The following is a 15,688-nucleotide window of genomic DNA, read 5'->3' on the forward strand; positions in this document are numbered from 1 at the left end:
CTTTTATACCTATAACGATTCGCCTGATGCCCACGACGTTTCATGAGATTCCCCGCAAGCGCCCGACCACGCCCCTGCTCGACCGCGCGAACACGCCGGACGGCCTGCGCCGGTTAGGCGAAGCCGAGCTGGAAACCCTGGCCGATGAGTTGCGCCTGGAATTGCTCTACACGGTCGGCCAGACCGGTGGGCATTTCGGTGCCGGCCTGGGCGTGATCGAGCTGACCATCGCGCTGCATTACGTCTTCGACACCCCGGACGACCGTCTGCTGTGGGACGTCGGGCATCAGGCGTATCCGCACAAGATCCTCACCGGTCGCCGCGAGCGCATGGCCAGCCTGCGTCAGAAGGACGGCATTGCCGCATTCCCGCGCCGCTCCGAGAGCGAGTACGACACCTTCGGCGTCGGCCACTCCAGCACCTCGATCAGCGCTGCGCTGGGCATGGCCATTGCTGCCCGCCTGCAGGACAGCGATCGCAAGGCCATCGCCGTGATCGGTGACGGCGCGCTGACCGCCGGCATGGCTTTCGAGGCGCTCAACCATGCGCCTGAAGTCAACGCCAACATGCTGGTGATTCTCAACGACAACGATATGTCGATCTCGCGCAACGTCGGCGGGCTGTCGAATTATCTGGCGAAGATCCTTTCCAGTCGAACCTACGCGAGCATGCGCGAGGGCAGCAAGAAAGTCCTTTCGCGCCTGCCCGGCGCCTGGGAAATCGCCCGTCGTACCGAAGAATATGCCAAAGGCATGCTGGTCCCTGGCACCCTGTTCGAAGAGCTGGGCTGGAACTACATCGGCCCGATCGACGGCCACGATCTGCCGACCCTGATCGCCACGCTGCGCAACATGCGCGATCTCAAAGGCCCGCAGTTCCTGCACATCGTCACCAAGAAAGGCAAAGGCTTCGCCCCGGCGGAAGTCGACCCGATCGGCTACCACGCCATCACCAAACTCGAACCACTGGACGCCCCGGCCGCCGCGCCTAAAGCCGCCAGCGGGCCGAAGTATTCGGCGGTGTTCGGCGAGTGGCTGTGCGACATGGCGGCGGCTGACGCGCGTCTGGTCGGGATCACCCCGGCGATGAAGGAAGGCTCGGATCTGGTGGCGTTCAGCGAGCGTTTCCCGGAGCGTTATTTCGACGTGGCGATTGCCGAGCAGCACGCGGTAACGTTCGCCGCTGGCATGGCCTGCGAAGGCGCGAAACCGGTGGTGGCGATCTATTCGACATTCCTGCAACGCGGTTACGACCAGTTGGTACACGACGTCGCGGTGCAGAACCTCGACGTGCTGTTCGCCATCGACCGCGCCGGTCTGGTCGGCGAAGACGGCCCGACCCACGCTGGCAGCTATGACCTGTCCTACCTGCGCTGCATCCCGGGCATGCTCATCATGACCCCGAGCGATGAAAACGAATTGCGCAAAATGCTCACCACCGGCCACCTCTACAACGGCCCGGCGGCAGTGCGTTACCCGCGTGGCAGCGGGCCGAATGCAGTCATTGAAAAAGATCTCGAAGCGATCGAAATCGGCAAGGGCATCGTCCGTCGTCAGGGCAGCAAGGTCGCCATGCTGGTGTTCGGCGTGCAACTGAGCGAAGCCTTGAAAGTCGCCGAGAAGCTCGACGCCACCGTGGTCGACATGCGTTTCGTCAAACCGCTGGATGAAGCGCTGGTGCGCGAGATCGCCGGCAACCACGAGTTGCTGGTGACTATCGAAGAGAACGCAATCATGGGCGGCGCCGGTGGCGCGGTCAGCGAATTCCTCGCCCGCGAGAACATCCTCAAGTCGATGCTGCATCTGGGCTTGCCGGACATTTACGTCGAGCATGCGAAACCGGCGCAGATGCTTGCCGAGTGCGGGCTGGATGAGGCCGGGATCGAAGCGTCGATTCGCCTGCGGCTGGCATTGCTCAACAGCTGACGCAATCCCTTGTAGGAGCTGCCGAAGGCTGCGATCTTTTGATCTTGCTCTTCGGCAGCTCCGGAACCTTTAAAAAGCAAAATCAAAAGATCGCAGCCTTCGGCAGCTCCTACATGGTTTTGCAAAGACCATAGATTGCCATGAACCTCTCCCGCCTCGCCCTGCCCTTCCTCCTGCTGCCAACCGCAAGCGCCGTCGCCGACACCTTCGAGCGCGATCAGGCGCTGAAGCTGCCGGACACGCTGATCAGCGCCAATCGTCAGGTCGAGGCGCGCAACGACAGCAGCGCCGCCAACACCGTGTTCACCCGCGAAGACATTGATCGCCTGCAACCAAGCGACGTGCCCGATCTGCTGCGTCGGGTGCCCGGCGTGCAAGTGGCGCAGACTGGCGGGCGCGGCAGTCTGCCGGGGATCTACATTCGCGGCACGCAATCGGCGCAGAGCCTGGTGCTGGTCGATGGCCAGCGCATCGGCAATTCGACTTCCGGCGACAGCAATCTGCAACATCTGAACATCGAGCAGATCGAGCGCGTCGAAGTGCTGCGTGGTTCACGCTCGGTGATTTACGGCAGCGACGCGATTGGCGGGGTGATCCAGATCTTCACCCGACGCGGCACTGGGCAAGGCTTGCAGCCACGCCTGCATCTGGGCTTCGGCAGTCAGCAGACATGGGAGCGCAGCCTCGGCTTGTCCGGCGGCGACGAGAAGACCCGCTTCAACCTCGGCGCCAGCCTCGACGAAACGGCCGGGATCGACCGCACCCACGACTCGTTTCCAAGCGATGGCGATCATGACGCCTACCGCAACAAATCCCTGAGCCTGAGCCTCAGCCACGCGCTGACCGATGACGTCGAAGTCGGCGCCAACCTGCTGGACAACCGTGGCAAGGGCGAATTCGACAATCCGTTCGGTCGCTTCGATATGGACACGTTCGAGTCGGTGCAACAGCAGCCCTACAGCGACTTCAATGTCAGCAGCGTGAGCAGTTACGTCGATGCCCGGGTCAACGAAACCTGGAAAACCCGCGTCGAATTCGGCCACAGCGAAAACCGCGAGAAGACTTTCGACAAGCTCAGTGACGAGCGCACGGTGTTCAACACCTATCGCGACTCGGTGAACTGGCAGAACGACCTGACGCTCGACCGGCGCAACAGCCTGATCCTCGGTGGTGACTGGTACGAAGACCGGATCAACAGCAGCACTGCGTTCGACGAGGACAGCCGCTGGAACCGCGCAGCGTTCATCCAGCATCGCTATCAGGCCGACAGCTTCTCCACCGAGATCGGCCTGCGCCACGACGACAACCAGCAGTTCGGCAGCCAGAACACCTGGAGCGGCACCTTCACCCTGCCGCTCAATCCGGACAACGACGTGCTGCTGAGCTACAGCGAAGGGTTCCGCGCGCCGACCTTCAACGACCTGTACTACCCGGATTTCAGCAATCCCGACCTGAAACCGGAAACTTCGAAAAGCTACGAACTGCAATGGCGCAGCCAGTTGAGCGACAGCGCGCGGCTGGAAGCCTCGATTTACCGTACCGACCTGGAAGACGCGATCATCTTCGGCAGCAACTCCCGCCCGCAGAACGTTGCGTCAGCGCGCATCAACGGTTTTGAAGCAGCGTTGAAGCAGGAGCTGTTTGGCTGGCAGAGCAATCTCGGCGTGGCGATCATTGACCCGCGAGATCGCGATACCGGGCATACCCTGGCCCGACGGGCGCGGCGCACGGCCAGTTGGGATCTGGATCGGCAGTTCGATCGCTTGGGTGTGGGCGCCAGTTGGCAATTGGTCAGTGGCAGTTACGATGATTTGAAAAACACCCAGTCGCTGGGAGGCTACGGCACGCTCGGGCTGCGCAGCAGTTGGGCGCTGAACCGTGAGATCAAGCTGGATCTGAAGGTGGATAACTTGCTGGACAAGGGCTACAGCCGGGCGAATTACAGCTATGACGGCGCGCAGTATGGCTATCGCGAGGAAGGTCGGGCGTGGATGTTTGGGGTCACCTGGACTCCTGAACTCTGAACTGAGATTTGTGTTGGTTGGCAGGCCTCTTCGCGAGCAGGCTCGCTCCCACAGTAGACTGAGTGCAGCCACACAGTTTGTTTTCAACGCAAATCCAGTGTGGGAGCGAGCCTGCTCGCGAATACAGGCGATGCGGTCTACCGATCCGGCGCGATCAATTGGCATAGTTTGGCGGTCGCACTGATCATCTGACCACTGGGCCTTTCCAGACCTTTGTCACTGACCAATAGCAGTCTCCCCTGCCTGACTGCTGCCACCTGCGGCCAGGTCTTCCACGCCCCTAGCTGCGCTTGATCACCGGCGACAATCACTTCTGGATCACGCTGCAATACCGCCTCGATACTCACCTGCGGTGCCGGCAGATTCAGCTCGGCAAACACATTGCGCGCACCGCACACTTCAAGCGCATCGCTGATGATCTGCCCGCCACCGACGGTGTATAGCGGTTTGTCCCAGACTTGATAGAAAACCCGCAGCGGTTCGTCACGGCTATAACGCTGGCGCAGATCATTCAGTTGCTCGCGCAATTCGGCCGCTCGTTTCGCCCCACGTTCTGGACGCCCGAGCTGTTTGCTGATCGCTTCAATTTGCGTCGCCAATTGCGTCAACGTGTGCGGCTCGGCGACGAAGGTTGGAATGTTCAGGCGCTTGAGCTGATCACGCTGCCCGGCGCCGACGCTGCCGGGCCAGAGCAGCAGCAAATCCGGTTTCAGGCTGAGCAAGCGCTCCATATCGAGCTGGCCGTAGCGGCCCACTGATGGAACATCGGCAATGGCTGCCGGCCGCTCGCCCGCATCCAGCACGCCGACCAACAGGTCGGCAGAGCCCAGTTCAACAACGATTTCAGACAGCGAGGGGGCGAGGCTGACCACCCGCAATGCAGCCAGCACCGGGCTGCTCAGAACGAGCAGCACAACCGCCAGCCACAGGCGAGGCATCAACCGAGTTGACGCGGAATACGGTAGAGGTAGAACAGCACGGCGGTGGACAGCGCCAGCAGCATCAACGGCACGGCTTCGAGGCCGACGAACACCGCCAGTGCGCCAATCCAGGCCGGCAGGGACGCTACCAGCAACGCCGTACGCCGACGCGCCGCAAGGGCAATCCAGGCGGCGGGTTCTTCGGCGGTATCGAGGGCTTTTTGCGTGGCGATCAACGCGTGTTTGTAGCGGGCGAAATACTTGAGGCTGACAAACATCGAGGCGACGCCAGCGATGAACAAAGGCATCGCCAGCACTGGCAACAGGCCCTGGCCTTCACCGAACAGCGCGTTGAGCACGAACAGCGGCAACAGCGCCAGCGCCAGGTATTGCCACCAGGCCACCGCCAACCGCCGCCGCACCTGGCCGCGGGTCACGCGCGGTCGACCTCGCCCTGATGCTCGTTGCCCATCATGTGGTCGAGCTTGCTGGCCTTGGTGGCCAGATAGAGTTTGTTGTGCGGATTGTGCCCGGTGTGCAGCGGCACGCGCTCGGCGACGACGATGCCCATGTCGGTCAGCGCTTTGACCTTGCGCGGGTTGTTGGTCATCAGGCGCAGGGATTTCACGCCCAGATGTTCGAGCATCGGCAGGCACATGGCGTAGTCGCGCTGATCGGCGGCAAAGCCCAGACGCTCGTTGGCTTCGACGGTATCGGCGCCGCCGTCCTGCAATTCATAGGCGCGGATCTTGTTCAGCAGCCCGATGCCGCGCCCTTCCTGACGCAGATACAGCAGCACGCCACGGCCTTCGCGGGCGATCGCCTGCAAAGCTGCCTCCAATTGCGAGCCGCAGTCGCAACGCTGGCTGAACAAGGCATCGCCGGTCAGGCATTCGGAATGCAGACGACCGAGTACCGGGGCGCCATCGGCAATTTCACCGAGGCTCAGCACGACGTGCTCACGCCCGGTGCTCTCATCGAGAAAGCCGTGCATGGTGAATTGCGCAAAAGGCGTTGGCAGCTTGGAAGCGGCGACGAAGACGACAGGCACCGATGTGCTCCTGATCTAGAAGACTGAAAATTCGCAGGCCGGCATTGTAACAGCAGGTTCCTGTAGACGCTTAGGCTGAATTATCGGGCATAAACATCAAAAAGTTTGATGACAGCTGCCGCCAGCACCGCCGCTCCCTGTAGGAGCTGTCGAGTGCAACGAGGCTGCGATCTTTTGATCTGGCTTGATATCAAGATCAAAAGATCGCAGCGTGCCGCAGCTCCTACAGGGATTTGCGTTGGGCTTCAGTTCGGGTTGAACGGATACGGCTGCTTCCACCTCTCGAAGACCGGCTTCAGCTCTCCGCTCTTGACCAGTTCCGCCATGCGCCGGTCATACAGCGCCATCAACGCGCGAGCCTGTGGGGTATCGGCGAAACCGAGAAACAGCGGCAACTCAGCCAGATGCGAATAGCGATACTGCGCCGGATCCGCGGCATCGCGCACGACCGCTTCAATCTCGGTCAGCGCATCGATGTAGTAATCCGCCCGGCCCTGCTTGAGCATCAGCAGAATGCCGGTGCGCCGTTCGATCTGGTTGAAGCGCTGGATGTTCGGCAAGTAGTTTTCGTAACGGTAGCCGCGCACCCAGGCCAAACGGTATCTGCCCAGGGTCGCCAGGGTCGGCGGCGGGCTGCTGGCCAGGCCCAGCGCGTAGATGTGATCGGAATCGAACTTCCACTGCGGGTACAGCACATGCTCGGCTTCGTCGCGGTAGGAGCCGACCAGCGCGTCGACTTCCTTCAACTGCACCAACCCGATCGAACGGGTGTACGGCACCGTGCGGATATCCAGCTTGACCCCGGCCGGCTCGAACACTTTGCGCAACACGTCCCAGGCCAGACCGTGACCATCGGCGGCGGTGTAATCCTCCCAGTCTTCGCTGGCCAGGTGGATGACCGCGGGCACAGGCGCGGCGGCCTGCGCGTGGGCGAACGTGCCCAGCAGAGCCAGAAGCAGCAGCGCCAACCCGCGTCGCAGCATTGCGTGGTTCCTCACGTGAGTCGAATCAGGCGAATACCCATACCAGCCCTTGCATCGCCAGCCAGGCGAACACACCGGCCAGCACGTCGTCGAGCATGATGCCGACGCCGCCATGCACATGCTTGTCGATCCAGCGGATCGGCCACGGCTTGAGAATATCGAAGAAGCGGAACACCAGAAAACCCGCGAGCAACCAGTACCAGCCTTCCGGCACCAGCCACAGGGTGATCCACATGCCGACCATTTCGTCCCAGACGATGCCTTCGTGGTCGTGAACGCGCAAATCGTCAGCGACTTTGCCGCACAGCCAGAAGCCGAACAGCATGGTGATGCCGAGCATCAGCCAGTAGCCCCAGTCGGGCAGCATCTGCCACAGCGGAATGAACGGCAGCGCCACCAGCGAACCCCACGTGCCCGGGGCTTTTGGCAACGTGCCGGAGCCGAAGCCGAACGCGAGGAAATGCCACGGATTGCGCCAGACCGAAGGAGGCACGAATTCGGCAGGAACCTGTTTCGGGTGATCTGTCACGGTGTCTCCTGAAAATGTTGGTAGCCGCGAATCTGCGGAGTGATGTCGCGTCGGTCGCGGTCCAGCAGCAGCACGCCCTGGCCCGGCAGCACTTGCCCGATCACATGGATCGGCCAGCCGTCGGCCAGCAGTGCCGGCAACTCGGCGGACGGCAAGGTGAAGGCCAGTACGTAATCATCACCACCGCTCAATGCCGCGCGCTCGGCACCGCGCTGGCCGAGAAACGCGACTAAAGCATCCGACAACGGTACACGCTCGCGTTCAATCTCAAGTCGCACCTTCGACGCCAGCGCGATATGCCCGCAATCGGCGAGCAGGCCGTCGGAGATGTCCAGTGCCGCCGTGGCCTTGCCGCGCAGGGCCTGACCGAGCGCCAGTTGCGGTTGTGGCGACCAGTAATGATCGAGCAGCGGCTGGGCGATATGCGCTTCGGCATCACGTTGAGCCAATACCAGCGGCAAGGCGCCGGCCGCATTGCCCAGTTCGCCGCCGACGCAGAGCAGATCACCGGCCTGCGCACCGCTGCGGGTCAAGGCCTGGCCAGCGGGTACGCGGCCGAACACGGTGACCGTCAGGCTCAACGGTCCGCGCGTGGTGTCGCCGCCGACCAGGGCAACGCCGCAGCTTTGCGCCATGCGGTTCAAACCCCGGGCATAGGCTTGCAGCCAATCGGCGGTTACCGTCGGTAAGGTCAGGGCAAGGGTGAAGGCAACGGGCGCGGCGCCCATGGCGGCCAGGTCACTGACCGCGACGGCCAGCGAGCGCTGACCGAGCAGAAACGGATCGCAGGGGTCGGCGAAATGCACACCGGCCACCAGCGTATCGGTGGAAACCGCCAGCTGTTCCCCAACGGGAACTGCCAGCAAGGCGCAGTCGTCGCCGATCCCCAAAGCAACGCCCTCGCCGCCCTGCGCACAAGGCGCGGCGGCGAAGAAATTGCGGATCAGCTCAAACTCGCCCATGGCCGAGAAAAAGTATTCAAGCGCCGATCAGCGCTTGAACGCCTTCACTTCAGCTTCACGCAGGCGCGGGGCCAGCTTGTCGAGCACACCGTTAACGAACTTGTGGCCGTCGGTCGAACCGAACACCTTGGCCAGTTCGATACCTTCGTTGATCACAACGCGGTAAGGCACGTCGACGCGCTTGAGCAGTTCCCAGGTCGACAGGCGCAGAACCGCCAGTTCAACCGGGTCGAGCTCTTCGATCGCCAGATCCAGGCAAGGCGTCAGGGCAGTGTCGATTTCGGTCTTGAACTGCGGAACCCCGTGAAGGATTTCACGGAAGTAGGCGCCGTCGACATCGGTGAAATCGTTATCAACGCGAAACTGCGCTTCGATCTCGTTCAGCGATTGCCGGGCCATGTGCCACTGGTACAGCGCCTGGGTCGCGAGCTGACGGGCTTCGCGACGCTTGGCGCTCTTCGACGGCTTGCCGGCATCCGCAGGTTTCGGATCGCGCGGGTTGAAACGATCGCTTTCGTCGCTAATCACTTGGCCTCCAACTGTGCCAGCAGGCTGACCATTTCCAGAGCGGACAGGGCAGCTTCGGCACCTTTGTTACCGGCCTTGGTGCCGGAACGTTCGATGGCTTGTTCGATGGAATCAACGGTCAGCACACCGAACGCAACCGGTACGCCGAATTCCATGGAAACCTGGGCCAGGCCTTTGGTGCACTCGCCAGCCACGTATTCGAAGTGCGGAGTACCGCCACGAATGACCGCGCCAAGGGCGATGATCGCTGCGAACTCGCCTTTCTGGGCGACTTTCTGCGCAACCAGCGGGATTTCGAAGGCGCCCGGTGCGCGGATGATGGTGATGTCGCTTTCGCTCACGCCGTGGCGAACCAGGGCATCAACGGCACCGCTGACCAGGCTTTCAACCACGAAGCTGTTGAAGCGGCCCACTACCAGAGCGTAGCGGCCTTTGGGGGCGATGAAGGTACCTTCGATGGTCTTCAGGGTCATTCGTCAGTTCTCTTAAAGAGCCGGGACGCGTCTGCTACGCGTCCCTCAGTGATTATTTGCCGCGAATCGGAGTCCGGAAACAGCCGGTCATTATTCGGAGGGCACGTATTCTACAACTTCCAGATCAAAACCGGATATCGCATTGAATTTCATTGGTGCCGACATCAAGCGCATCTTGCGCACGCCGAGGTCACGCAGGATCTGCGAACCGGCCCCGACAATGCTGTAGGTGGTCGGTTTTTTCGGCGCTGCCTGCTCGCCGGTTTCACGGATATGCGCCAGCAGCACGTCACCATCAAGCGGGTGACCGAGCAGCAGCACCACACCGCTGCCGGCCTCGGCGACCGCAGCCATGGCGGCGCGCAGGCTCCAGCGGCCCGGTTGCTTGACCATCAGCAGGTCACGCAGCGGGTCCATGTTGTGCACGCGAACCAGCGTCGGCTCCTCAGCGCAGACAGTGCCCAGCGTCAGGGCCATGTGCACGTCGCCTTCCACCGAATCACGATAGGTCACCAGGTTGAATTGGCCCAGTTCGCTGTCCAGCGGCTGCTCGGCAATCCGCTGAACGGTACGTTCGTGGATCATCCGGTAGTGAATCAGGTCGGCGATGGTGCCGATCTTGATGTTGTGTTCGGCGGCGAATGCTTCGAGTTCAGCGCGACGGGACATGGTGCCGTCGTCGTTCATCACTTCGCAGATCACCCCGCTCGGCTCGAAACCGGCCATGCGCGCCAGGTCGCAAGCGGCTTCGGTGTGGCCGGCGCGAGCGAGGGTGCCGCCGGCCTGGGCCATCAGCGGGAAAATGTGACCCGGGCTGACGATGTCTTCAGCCTTGGCGTCTTTGGCGGCTGCCGCTTGCACGGTGCGCGCGCGATCGGCGGCGGAGATGCCGGTGGTCACGCCTTCGGCGGCTTCGATCGAAACGGTGAACTTGGTGCCGAAACCGGAACCGTTGCGTGGCGCCATCAGCGGCAGCTTCAACAGTTCGCAGCGCTCACGGCTCATCGGCATGCAGATCAGGCCACGGGCGTGCTTGGCCATGAAGTTGATGTGTTCGGCCTGGCAGCATTCGGCGGCCATGATCAGGTCGCCTTCGTTCTCGCGGTCTTCGTCATCCATGAGGATGACCATCTTGCCTTGGCGGATGTCTTCAACCAGTTCTTCGATGCTATTGAGCGCCACAAGGCACCCCCTTCTTTTGAATTATTTGAGGTAGCCGTTTTGGGCCAGAAAGCTTTCGGTGATGGTGCTGCCGGCGGTCTTTTCTGCAGCCTTGTCACCCAGCAGCAGACGCTCCAGATAACGCGCCAGCAGGTCGACTTCCAGATTCACCCGGCGGCCCGGCTTGTAAGAAGCCATGATGGTTTCGCTGAGGGTGTGCGGAATGATCGTCAGCATGAATTCGGCGCCATCGACTTCGTTCACGGTCAGGCTGGTGCCGTCGACGGTGATCGAGCCTTTATGGGCAATGTACTTGGCCAGTTCCTTCGGCGCGCGGATGCGAAATTCAACGGCGCGGGCATTGTCGCTGCGCGAGACCACTTCACCGACACCATCGACGTGACCGCTGACCAGATGCCCGCCGAGGCGAGTGGTCGGGGTCAGGGCTTTTTCCAGATTGACCGGGCTGCCGCTTCTCAGATCATTCATAGCGGTGCAATCAAGGGTTTCGCGGCTGACGTCGGCGGCAAAGCCGTCGCCCGGCAACTCGACGGCGGTCAGGCAAACGCCGTTGACCGCGATGCTGTCGCCGAGTTTGACGTCGCTCAGATCGAGCTTGCCGGTTGCGACGTGCACCCGCACATCACCGCCCTTTGGGGTCAGTGCGCGGATACTGCCGATGGATTCGATGATGCCGGTGAACATGGGGTTCTCCTTGAGAACGAGGCCAGCGCTAACGCAATGGCCGGGAATTATACGCGGGCTGAAGGGACAGGGATCGCAGTGACTCGCCAGTCATCGCCCACCGCGCGGATTTCAGTGATTTTCAGTTCCGGCGCTTCTTTCATCTGCGCCAGCGGCCAGTCGAGCAGCGGACGCGCCGTGGAGCCGAGGAATTTGCCGGCAATGAAGATCACGAATTCGTCGACCAGACCCAATTGCGCAAAGGCACCGGCCAGACGCGGCCCGGCCTCGACCAGCACCTCGTTGGTGCCTCGATTGGCCAGTTCGATAAGCAATTGATGCAGATCGACCTGGCCGTCGGCACCCGGCACGATCAGGCATTCCGGGCCATTGGCATATTGCTCTTCCACCGCGACACAAGTGGCGACCAGTGCCGGCCCGGCCTTGAAGAACGGCGCATCCAGCGGCACTCGCAGGCGGCCATCGATCAACACCCGCAATGGTGGACGACTCATGGCCAGCGCGGTTTGCTCGCTGTCGAGACCGAGTTCGTCCGCGCGCACGGTCAACCGCGCGCCGTCGGCCAGCACCGTGTCTGCGCCGGTCAGCACTACTGCCGCCTCAGCGCGCAAACGCTGTACCGCAGAACGCGCCGCCGGGCCGGTGATCCATCGGCTCTCGCCGCTTTCCATCGCCGTGCGCCCGTCGAGGCTCATGGCCAACTTGACCCGCACGAACGGCAAGCCATGTTCCATGCGTTTCAGAAAACCTTGATTGAGCTTGCGTGCTTCAGCCTCCAGCACACCACTTTCGGTGGCAATACCAGCCTCGGCCAGGCGCTGCAAACCTCGCCCGGCAACTTGTGGATTGGGATCACGCATCGCCGCCACGACCCGGGCAACGCCAGCAGTCACCAAGGCATCGGCACACGGCGGCGTGCGGCCATGGTGGCTGCAAGGTTCGAGGGTCACATACGCCGTCGCGCCCCGGGCCTGCTCGCCGGCGGCGCGCAGGGCGTGGACTTCGGCATGGGGTTCGCCGGCGCGCTCATGCCAGCCTTCGCCGACAATCTGCCCGTCACGCACCACCACGCAACCGACTCGCGGATTGGGATGGGTGGTGTAGTGGCCCTTGCGCGCCAGTTCCAGTGCGCGGGCCATGAAATGGGCGTCGAGGATCGCCTGCTCGGCGGCGGTGGTCATTCTTTCACCGGTTCGCGGGCGAGGCGGTCGATCTCTTCGCGGAATTCATTGAGGTCCTGGAAGCGCTTGTACACCGAAGCGAAGCGGATGTAGGCGACTTCATCAAGCTTTTGCAGCTCGGCCATCACCAGCTCGCCGACCACGAGGGACTTGACCTCGCGCTCGCCGGTGGCGCGCAGCTTGTGCTTGATGTGGACCAGAGAGGATTCGAGGCGCTCGACGCTGACCGGACGTTTTTCCAGCGCGCGTTGCATGCCGGCGCGGAGTTTTTCTTCGTCGAACGGTTGGCGGCTGCCGTCGGTTTTGATCAGGCGCGGCAACACCAGTTCGGCCGTCTCGAACGTCGTGAAACGTTCGCCGCAGGCCAGGCATTCACGCCGGCGGCGCACCTGTTCGCCCTCGGCGACCAGACGCGAGTCGATGACCTTGGTGTCGTTGGCACCGCAGAAGGGACAGTGCATGGTGGCTGGCAACAAAAAATGGGAGGGCCATGGTAGCGCATCCCCGTGGCAAGACAAGCCATAGGCTTTGCGGTATACAGAACGGCATGATCGTCTGATCCATGGAATTCATTCTGCCGGAGCCTCCAATGCCGTTACGTCCGCTCGTTCTGCTCAGTCTTTTCAGCCTGCTGGTGGCCTGTGGCAGCGACGCACCCAAGCCGCAACCGCCGACGCCAGGCCCCGCGCCGCAGCAGGCGCAGAAAAAAGCCAAAGAGGCCGCCGACCTTGGGCCGCTGCCGGCGCATCAACGCGAATTGAGCGGCAGCCTGCAAGGGGTGCCGGCCGGCGCCGAAGTCGAACTGGCGCTGCTGGTGATTGATGAAAAGGACCGCCCGCAACAATTGCTCGCCAGTTCCAGCCTGATCGGCAACAACCAGATCCTGCCGTTTCACCTGCGCTTCAACCCCGAGGCGTTTCCGGCCGGCGCACGGGTTGAGCTGCGCGGTCGCGCGAGCCAGTCCGGACAACTGATTCTGCACCTGCCATCGCAGACCATCACTCAACCGACCACTCAGGCGTTGGGCCAGCTGCAATTCGTCAAAGCGCCATGACAGCACCGCTCGACCTGCAACAGGCCTTGGGGGAATTGCTCGGCGACGCCAGACTGAAAGCCTGTGCGTTGCCGGGCACTGATTTGCAGCTGTGGCTGATCGACGGTGACAACATGGCCCGCGAATTCAGCCAGGAAGAAACCCAGCGCATCCTGCATGAACCGCCCTATTGGAGCTTTTGCTGGGCCAGCGGCTTGGCCGTGGCGCGTTATCTGGCACAGTTTCCAGAGTGGGTGCGCGGCAAGCGCGTGCTGGATTTCGGCGCCGGCTCCGGGATTGCCGGTATCGCGGCGGTGAAGGCCGGGGCGCTGGAAGTGGTGGCCTGCGATCTCGATCCGTTGGCGATCGCCGCTTGCCGGGCAAATGCCGAGCTCAATGCTGTGCAGATGAGCTACTCGACGGACTTCTTTGCCGAGGCCGATCGCTTCGATCTGATCCTGGTCGCCGACGTGTTGTACGACCGGGCGAACTTGCCGCTGCTCGACGCGTTTCTCAGTCGCGGACGCGAGGCGCTGGTGGCGGATTCACGGGTGCGGGATTTTCGGCATCCGTTGTATGAACGGATCGAGATGCTGGAGGCGATGACCCTCCCCGATCTGGCCGAGCCCGAAGAATTCAGACATGTCAGCCTCTACCATGCACGGCGCTAGCTAAAAGCTTCGCGAGCAGGCTCGCTCCCACACTGGATCTGTGCCGTTCATAAATCCCCTGTGGGAGCGAGCCTGCTCGCGAAGGCGTCCGCCCATGCAACACACCTCTCGACCCGCCCCGCTTCCGGCCACCCCCCACCAAGCCTTATAGTTGCCCCATCCACGCTTTGACGAGATCCCCCATGAGTGAGCAAACGCCGTACATCTTCGACGCCACGACTGCCGATTTCGACCAGTCGGTGATCGAAGCCTCCTTCAACAAACCGGTGCTGGTGGATTTCTGGGCCGAATGGTGTGCGCCGTGCAAGGCGTTGATGCCGATGCTGCAAGGCATTGCCGAGAGCTATCAGGGCGAGTTGCTGCTGGCCAAGGTCAACTGCGACATCGAGCAGGACATCGTCGCCCGCTTCGGCATCCGCAGCCTGCCGACCGTGGTGCTGTTCAAGGACGGTCAGCCGGTCGATGGCTTTGCCGGGGCACAACCGGAATCCGCCGTGCGCGCCCTGCTCGAACCGCATGTGCAGATGCCGCCACCGGCCGCTGCCGACCCGTTCGAACAGGCTCAGGCGATGTTCGACGAAGGTCACTTCGCCGAGGCGGAAGCGGCGCTGGTGACCCTGCTCAATGAAGACAATACCAACGCCAGGGCGCTGATCCTTTACGCACGCTGCCTGACCGAACGCGGTGAGCTGGGCGAAGCGCAAACCGTGCTCGACGCGGTCAAGAGCGATGAGCACAAAGCCGCACTCGCTGGGGCCAAGGCGCAGATCCAGTTCCTCGGCCTCGCCCGCGACCTGCCGGACGCCGCCGACCTGAAAAGCCGCCTGGCGCAAAATCCGCAGGATGATGAAGCGGTGTACCAACTGGCGATCCAGCAACTGGCGCGCCAGCAATACGAAGCGGCGCTGGACGCCTTGCTCAAACTGTTCATCCGCAACCGCAGCTACGGCGAAGGCTTGCCGCACAAGACCTTGCTGCAGGTGTTCGAACTGCTGGGCAATGATCATCCGTTGGTGACGGCTTACCGTCGCAAAGTGTTTGCGGCGCTGTATTAAGGCCTTACCCGATCCAGCTATAGAGCGGCGTATCCCCGCCGCTCGCCACTTTCACATCGGAACTGTGGCGCAAGCGCACGAGCAAACGCTTGCCCGCCACCGCACTGCCGGTCAGCGCTTCCAGTTGATCGAGCAGATCCGGTCCACTGAGTTGCCCGGCCTTACGCAGCAAGTCTTTGGCCACCTGCCACAGCGCATCGTCCTGATTCACCGGCTTCGCCGCCGGGGCCGACGCCACTGCCTCGGACTGCGCGACCGGCGCCTGCCCGCTCAGCGCCGAACCCAGCCTGGCCCAATCGCTGTCATCCAGCTCCACCGTCAAATCCACCGGCACCTCGCCGACCGTTCCGCGTATCCGCAACATCAAGTTCGCTCCTGCACTTTTCTGACCTGCATGCTCCCACGGGACTTGTGCAACGCCAAGTAAAGGGCGCCAAACACATCTGGTAATTCCCGGTTGATCGGCTAAATTAATCTCTTTTTGCGG

Annotated in this window: 18 protein-coding genes; 5 read left to right on the forward strand and 13 right to left on the reverse strand. The window is 62.4% G+C overall.

Annotation, left to right across the window (positions count from 1 at the left end):
- Positions 1-26: 26 nt before the first annotated feature.
- A complete protein-coding gene (gene dxs, locus ASG55_RS23170; protein WP_056790711.1) occupies positions 27-1,925 on the forward strand; it encodes a 1-deoxy-D-xylulose-5-phosphate synthase in 1,899 nt (632 codons plus the stop codon).
- 140 nt (positions 1,926-2,065) lie between these two features.
- Positions 2,066-3,949: a TonB-dependent receptor domain-containing protein gene (locus tag ASG55_RS23175; protein ID WP_056790713.1), complete on the forward strand. Its 1,884-nt coding sequence runs from the start codon at positions 2,066-2,068 to the stop codon at positions 3,947-3,949.
- Positions 3,950-4,086: 137 nt separating this feature from the next.
- Here the strand turns inward: ASG55_RS23175 and ASG55_RS23180 are convergent, their stop codons facing one another.
- From ASG55_RS23180 to nrdR, 12 genes are all read right to left on the reverse strand, one after another.
- Positions 4,087-4,887 carry a cobalamin-binding protein gene (locus tag ASG55_RS23180; RefSeq protein ID WP_056790715.1) on the reverse strand — a complete coding sequence of 267 codons (801 nt, stop codon included), beginning with the start codon at positions 4,885-4,887 and terminating at the stop codon, positions 4,087-4,089.
- The gene (locus ASG55_RS23185) at positions 4,887-5,306 is read right to left on the reverse strand and encodes a hypothetical protein (protein ID WP_041477693.1); all 420 of its coding nucleotides are present in this window, start codon (positions 5,304-5,306) and stop codon (positions 4,887-4,889) included. Before ASG55_RS23185 ends, ASG55_RS23180 begins: the two co-directional genes overlap by 1 nt.
- On the reverse strand, positions 5,303-5,920 hold the full coding sequence (gene ribA, locus ASG55_RS23190; protein ID WP_024014485.1) for a GTP cyclohydrolase II: 618 nt from the start codon (positions 5,918-5,920) through the stop codon (positions 5,303-5,305). The genes ASG55_RS23185 and ribA overlap by 4 nt, the downstream gene beginning before the upstream one ends.
- 245 nt (positions 5,921-6,165) lie before the next feature.
- Positions 6,166-6,903 carry a substrate-binding periplasmic protein gene (locus ASG55_RS23195; RefSeq protein ID WP_056790718.1) on the reverse strand — a complete coding sequence of 246 codons (738 nt, stop codon included), beginning with the start codon at positions 6,901-6,903 and terminating at the stop codon, positions 6,166-6,168.
- A gap of 25 nt (positions 6,904-6,928) precedes the next feature.
- Complete coding sequence (locus ASG55_RS23200) at positions 6,929-7,432, reverse strand: phosphatidylglycerophosphatase A family protein (protein WP_039761886.1); 504 nt, start codon at positions 7,430-7,432, stop codon at positions 6,929-6,931.
- Positions 7,429-8,394: a thiamine-phosphate kinase gene (gene thiL / locus ASG55_RS23205; protein ID WP_056790721.1), complete on the reverse strand. Its 966-nt coding sequence runs from the start codon at positions 8,392-8,394 to the stop codon at positions 7,429-7,431. The genes ASG55_RS23200 and thiL overlap by 4 nt, the downstream gene beginning before the upstream one ends.
- Positions 8,395-8,421: 27 nt before the next feature.
- Positions 8,422-8,922 carry a transcription antitermination factor NusB gene (gene nusB, locus ASG55_RS23210; protein WP_024014489.1) on the reverse strand — a complete coding sequence of 167 codons (501 nt, stop codon included), beginning with the start codon at positions 8,920-8,922 and terminating at the stop codon, positions 8,422-8,424.
- Positions 8,919-9,395, reverse strand: a complete 477-nt coding sequence (gene ribH / locus ASG55_RS23215; RefSeq protein WP_003228649.1) for a 6,7-dimethyl-8-ribityllumazine synthase — start codon at positions 9,393-9,395, stop codon at positions 8,919-8,921. The genes nusB and ribH overlap by 4 nt, the downstream gene beginning before the upstream one ends.
- Before the next feature lie 90 nt (positions 9,396-9,485).
- A complete protein-coding gene (gene ribBA / locus ASG55_RS23220; protein ID WP_039761895.1) occupies positions 9,486-10,577 on the reverse strand; it encodes a bifunctional 3,4-dihydroxy-2-butanone-4-phosphate synthase/GTP cyclohydrolase II in 1,092 nt (363 codons plus the stop codon).
- Positions 10,578-10,598: 21 nt separating this feature from the next.
- Positions 10,599-11,261, reverse strand: coding sequence for a riboflavin synthase (locus tag ASG55_RS23225; RefSeq protein WP_056790724.1), 663 nt, complete (start codon positions 11,259-11,261; stop codon positions 10,599-10,601).
- Between the two features lie 47 nt (positions 11,262-11,308).
- Positions 11,309-12,442 carry a bifunctional diaminohydroxyphosphoribosylaminopyrimidine deaminase/5-amino-6-(5-phosphoribosylamino)uracil reductase RibD gene (gene ribD / locus ASG55_RS23230; RefSeq protein ID WP_056790727.1) on the reverse strand — a complete coding sequence of 378 codons (1,134 nt, stop codon included), beginning with the start codon at positions 12,440-12,442 and terminating at the stop codon, positions 11,309-11,311.
- Positions 12,439-12,903, reverse strand: coding sequence for a transcriptional regulator NrdR (nrdR, locus tag ASG55_RS23235; protein ID WP_007910946.1), 465 nt, complete (start codon positions 12,901-12,903; stop codon positions 12,439-12,441). Before nrdR ends, ribD begins: the two co-directional genes overlap by 4 nt.
- A gap of 128 nt (positions 12,904-13,031) precedes the next feature.
- Between nrdR and ASG55_RS23240 the strand changes: the two genes are divergently transcribed.
- The 3 genes from ASG55_RS23240 to trxA all read left to right on the forward strand — a co-directional run bounded on the left by ASG55_RS23240 (position 13,032) and on the right by trxA (position 15,201).
- Positions 13,032-13,496, forward strand: coding sequence for a YbaY family lipoprotein (locus ASG55_RS23240; RefSeq protein WP_056790730.1), 465 nt, complete (start codon positions 13,032-13,034; stop codon positions 13,494-13,496).
- Positions 13,493-14,146, forward strand: coding sequence for a class I SAM-dependent methyltransferase (locus tag ASG55_RS23245; RefSeq protein ID WP_056790733.1), 654 nt, complete (start codon positions 13,493-13,495; stop codon positions 14,144-14,146). The genes ASG55_RS23240 and ASG55_RS23245 overlap by 4 nt, the downstream gene beginning before the upstream one ends.
- A gap of 182 nt (positions 14,147-14,328) precedes the next feature.
- Positions 14,329-15,201 (forward strand): thioredoxin, encoded by an 873-nt coding sequence (trxA, locus tag ASG55_RS23250; RefSeq protein WP_056790736.1) that lies wholly within the window; start codon positions 14,329-14,331, stop codon positions 15,199-15,201.
- 4 nt (positions 15,202-15,205) lie between these two features.
- On the opposite strand, the gene ASG55_RS23255 is transcribed toward trxA, so the two are convergent.
- Positions 15,206-15,565: a hypothetical protein gene (locus ASG55_RS23255; protein ID WP_056790738.1), complete on the reverse strand. Its 360-nt coding sequence runs from the start codon at positions 15,563-15,565 to the stop codon at positions 15,206-15,208.
- Between the last annotated feature and the right edge of the window lie 123 nt (positions 15,566-15,688).

The organism is Pseudomonas sp. Leaf434 (genome assembly GCF_001425545.1).
GTDB lineage: Bacteria > Pseudomonadota > Gammaproteobacteria > Pseudomonadales > Pseudomonadaceae > Aquipseudomonas > Aquipseudomonas siliginis.

Excerpts from the sequence above, each read along its gene's own strand:
- ribH (WP_003228649.1), bottom strand. The coding sequence starts at position 9,395 with ATGACCCTGAAGACCATCGAAGGTACCTTCATCGCCCCCAAAGGCCGC.
- ASG55_RS23180 (WP_056790715.1), bottom strand. The coding sequence starts at position 4,887 with ATGCCTCGCCTGTGGCTGGCGGTTGTGCTGCTCGTTCTGAGCAGCCCG.
- ribD (WP_056790727.1), bottom strand. The coding sequence starts at position 12,442 with ATGACCACCGCCGCCGAGCAGGCGATCCTCGACGCCCATTTCATGGCC.
- ASG55_RS23240 (WP_056790730.1), top strand. The coding sequence starts at position 13,032 with ATGCCGTTACGTCCGCTCGTTCTGCTCAGTCTTTTCAGCCTGCTGGTG.
- ASG55_RS23225 (WP_056790724.1), bottom strand. The coding sequence starts at position 11,261 with ATGTTCACCGGCATCATCGAATCCATCGGCAGTATCCGCGCACTGACC.
- ASG55_RS23195 (WP_056790718.1), bottom strand. The coding sequence starts at position 6,903 with ATGCTGCGACGCGGGTTGGCGCTGCTGCTTCTGGCTCTGCTGGGCACG.
- trxA (WP_056790736.1), top strand. The coding sequence starts at position 14,329 with ATGAGTGAGCAAACGCCGTACATCTTCGACGCCACGACTGCCGATTTC.
- thiL (WP_056790721.1), bottom strand. The coding sequence starts at position 8,394 with ATGGGCGAGTTTGAGCTGATCCGCAATTTCTTCGCCGCCGCGCCTTGT.
- ASG55_RS23175 (WP_056790713.1), top strand. The coding sequence starts at position 2,066 with ATGAACCTCTCCCGCCTCGCCCTGCCCTTCCTCCTGCTGCCAACCGCA.
- dxs (WP_056790711.1), top strand. The coding sequence starts at position 27 with ATGCCCACGACGTTTCATGAGATTCCCCGCAAGCGCCCGACCACGCCC.
- nrdR (WP_007910946.1), bottom strand. The coding sequence starts at position 12,903 with ATGCACTGTCCCTTCTGCGGTGCCAACGACACCAAGGTCATCGACTCG.
- ASG55_RS23255 (WP_056790738.1), bottom strand. The coding sequence starts at position 15,565 with ATGTTGCGGATACGCGGAACGGTCGGCGAGGTGCCGGTGGATTTGACG.
- ASG55_RS23245 (WP_056790733.1), top strand. The coding sequence starts at position 13,493 with ATGACAGCACCGCTCGACCTGCAACAGGCCTTGGGGGAATTGCTCGGC.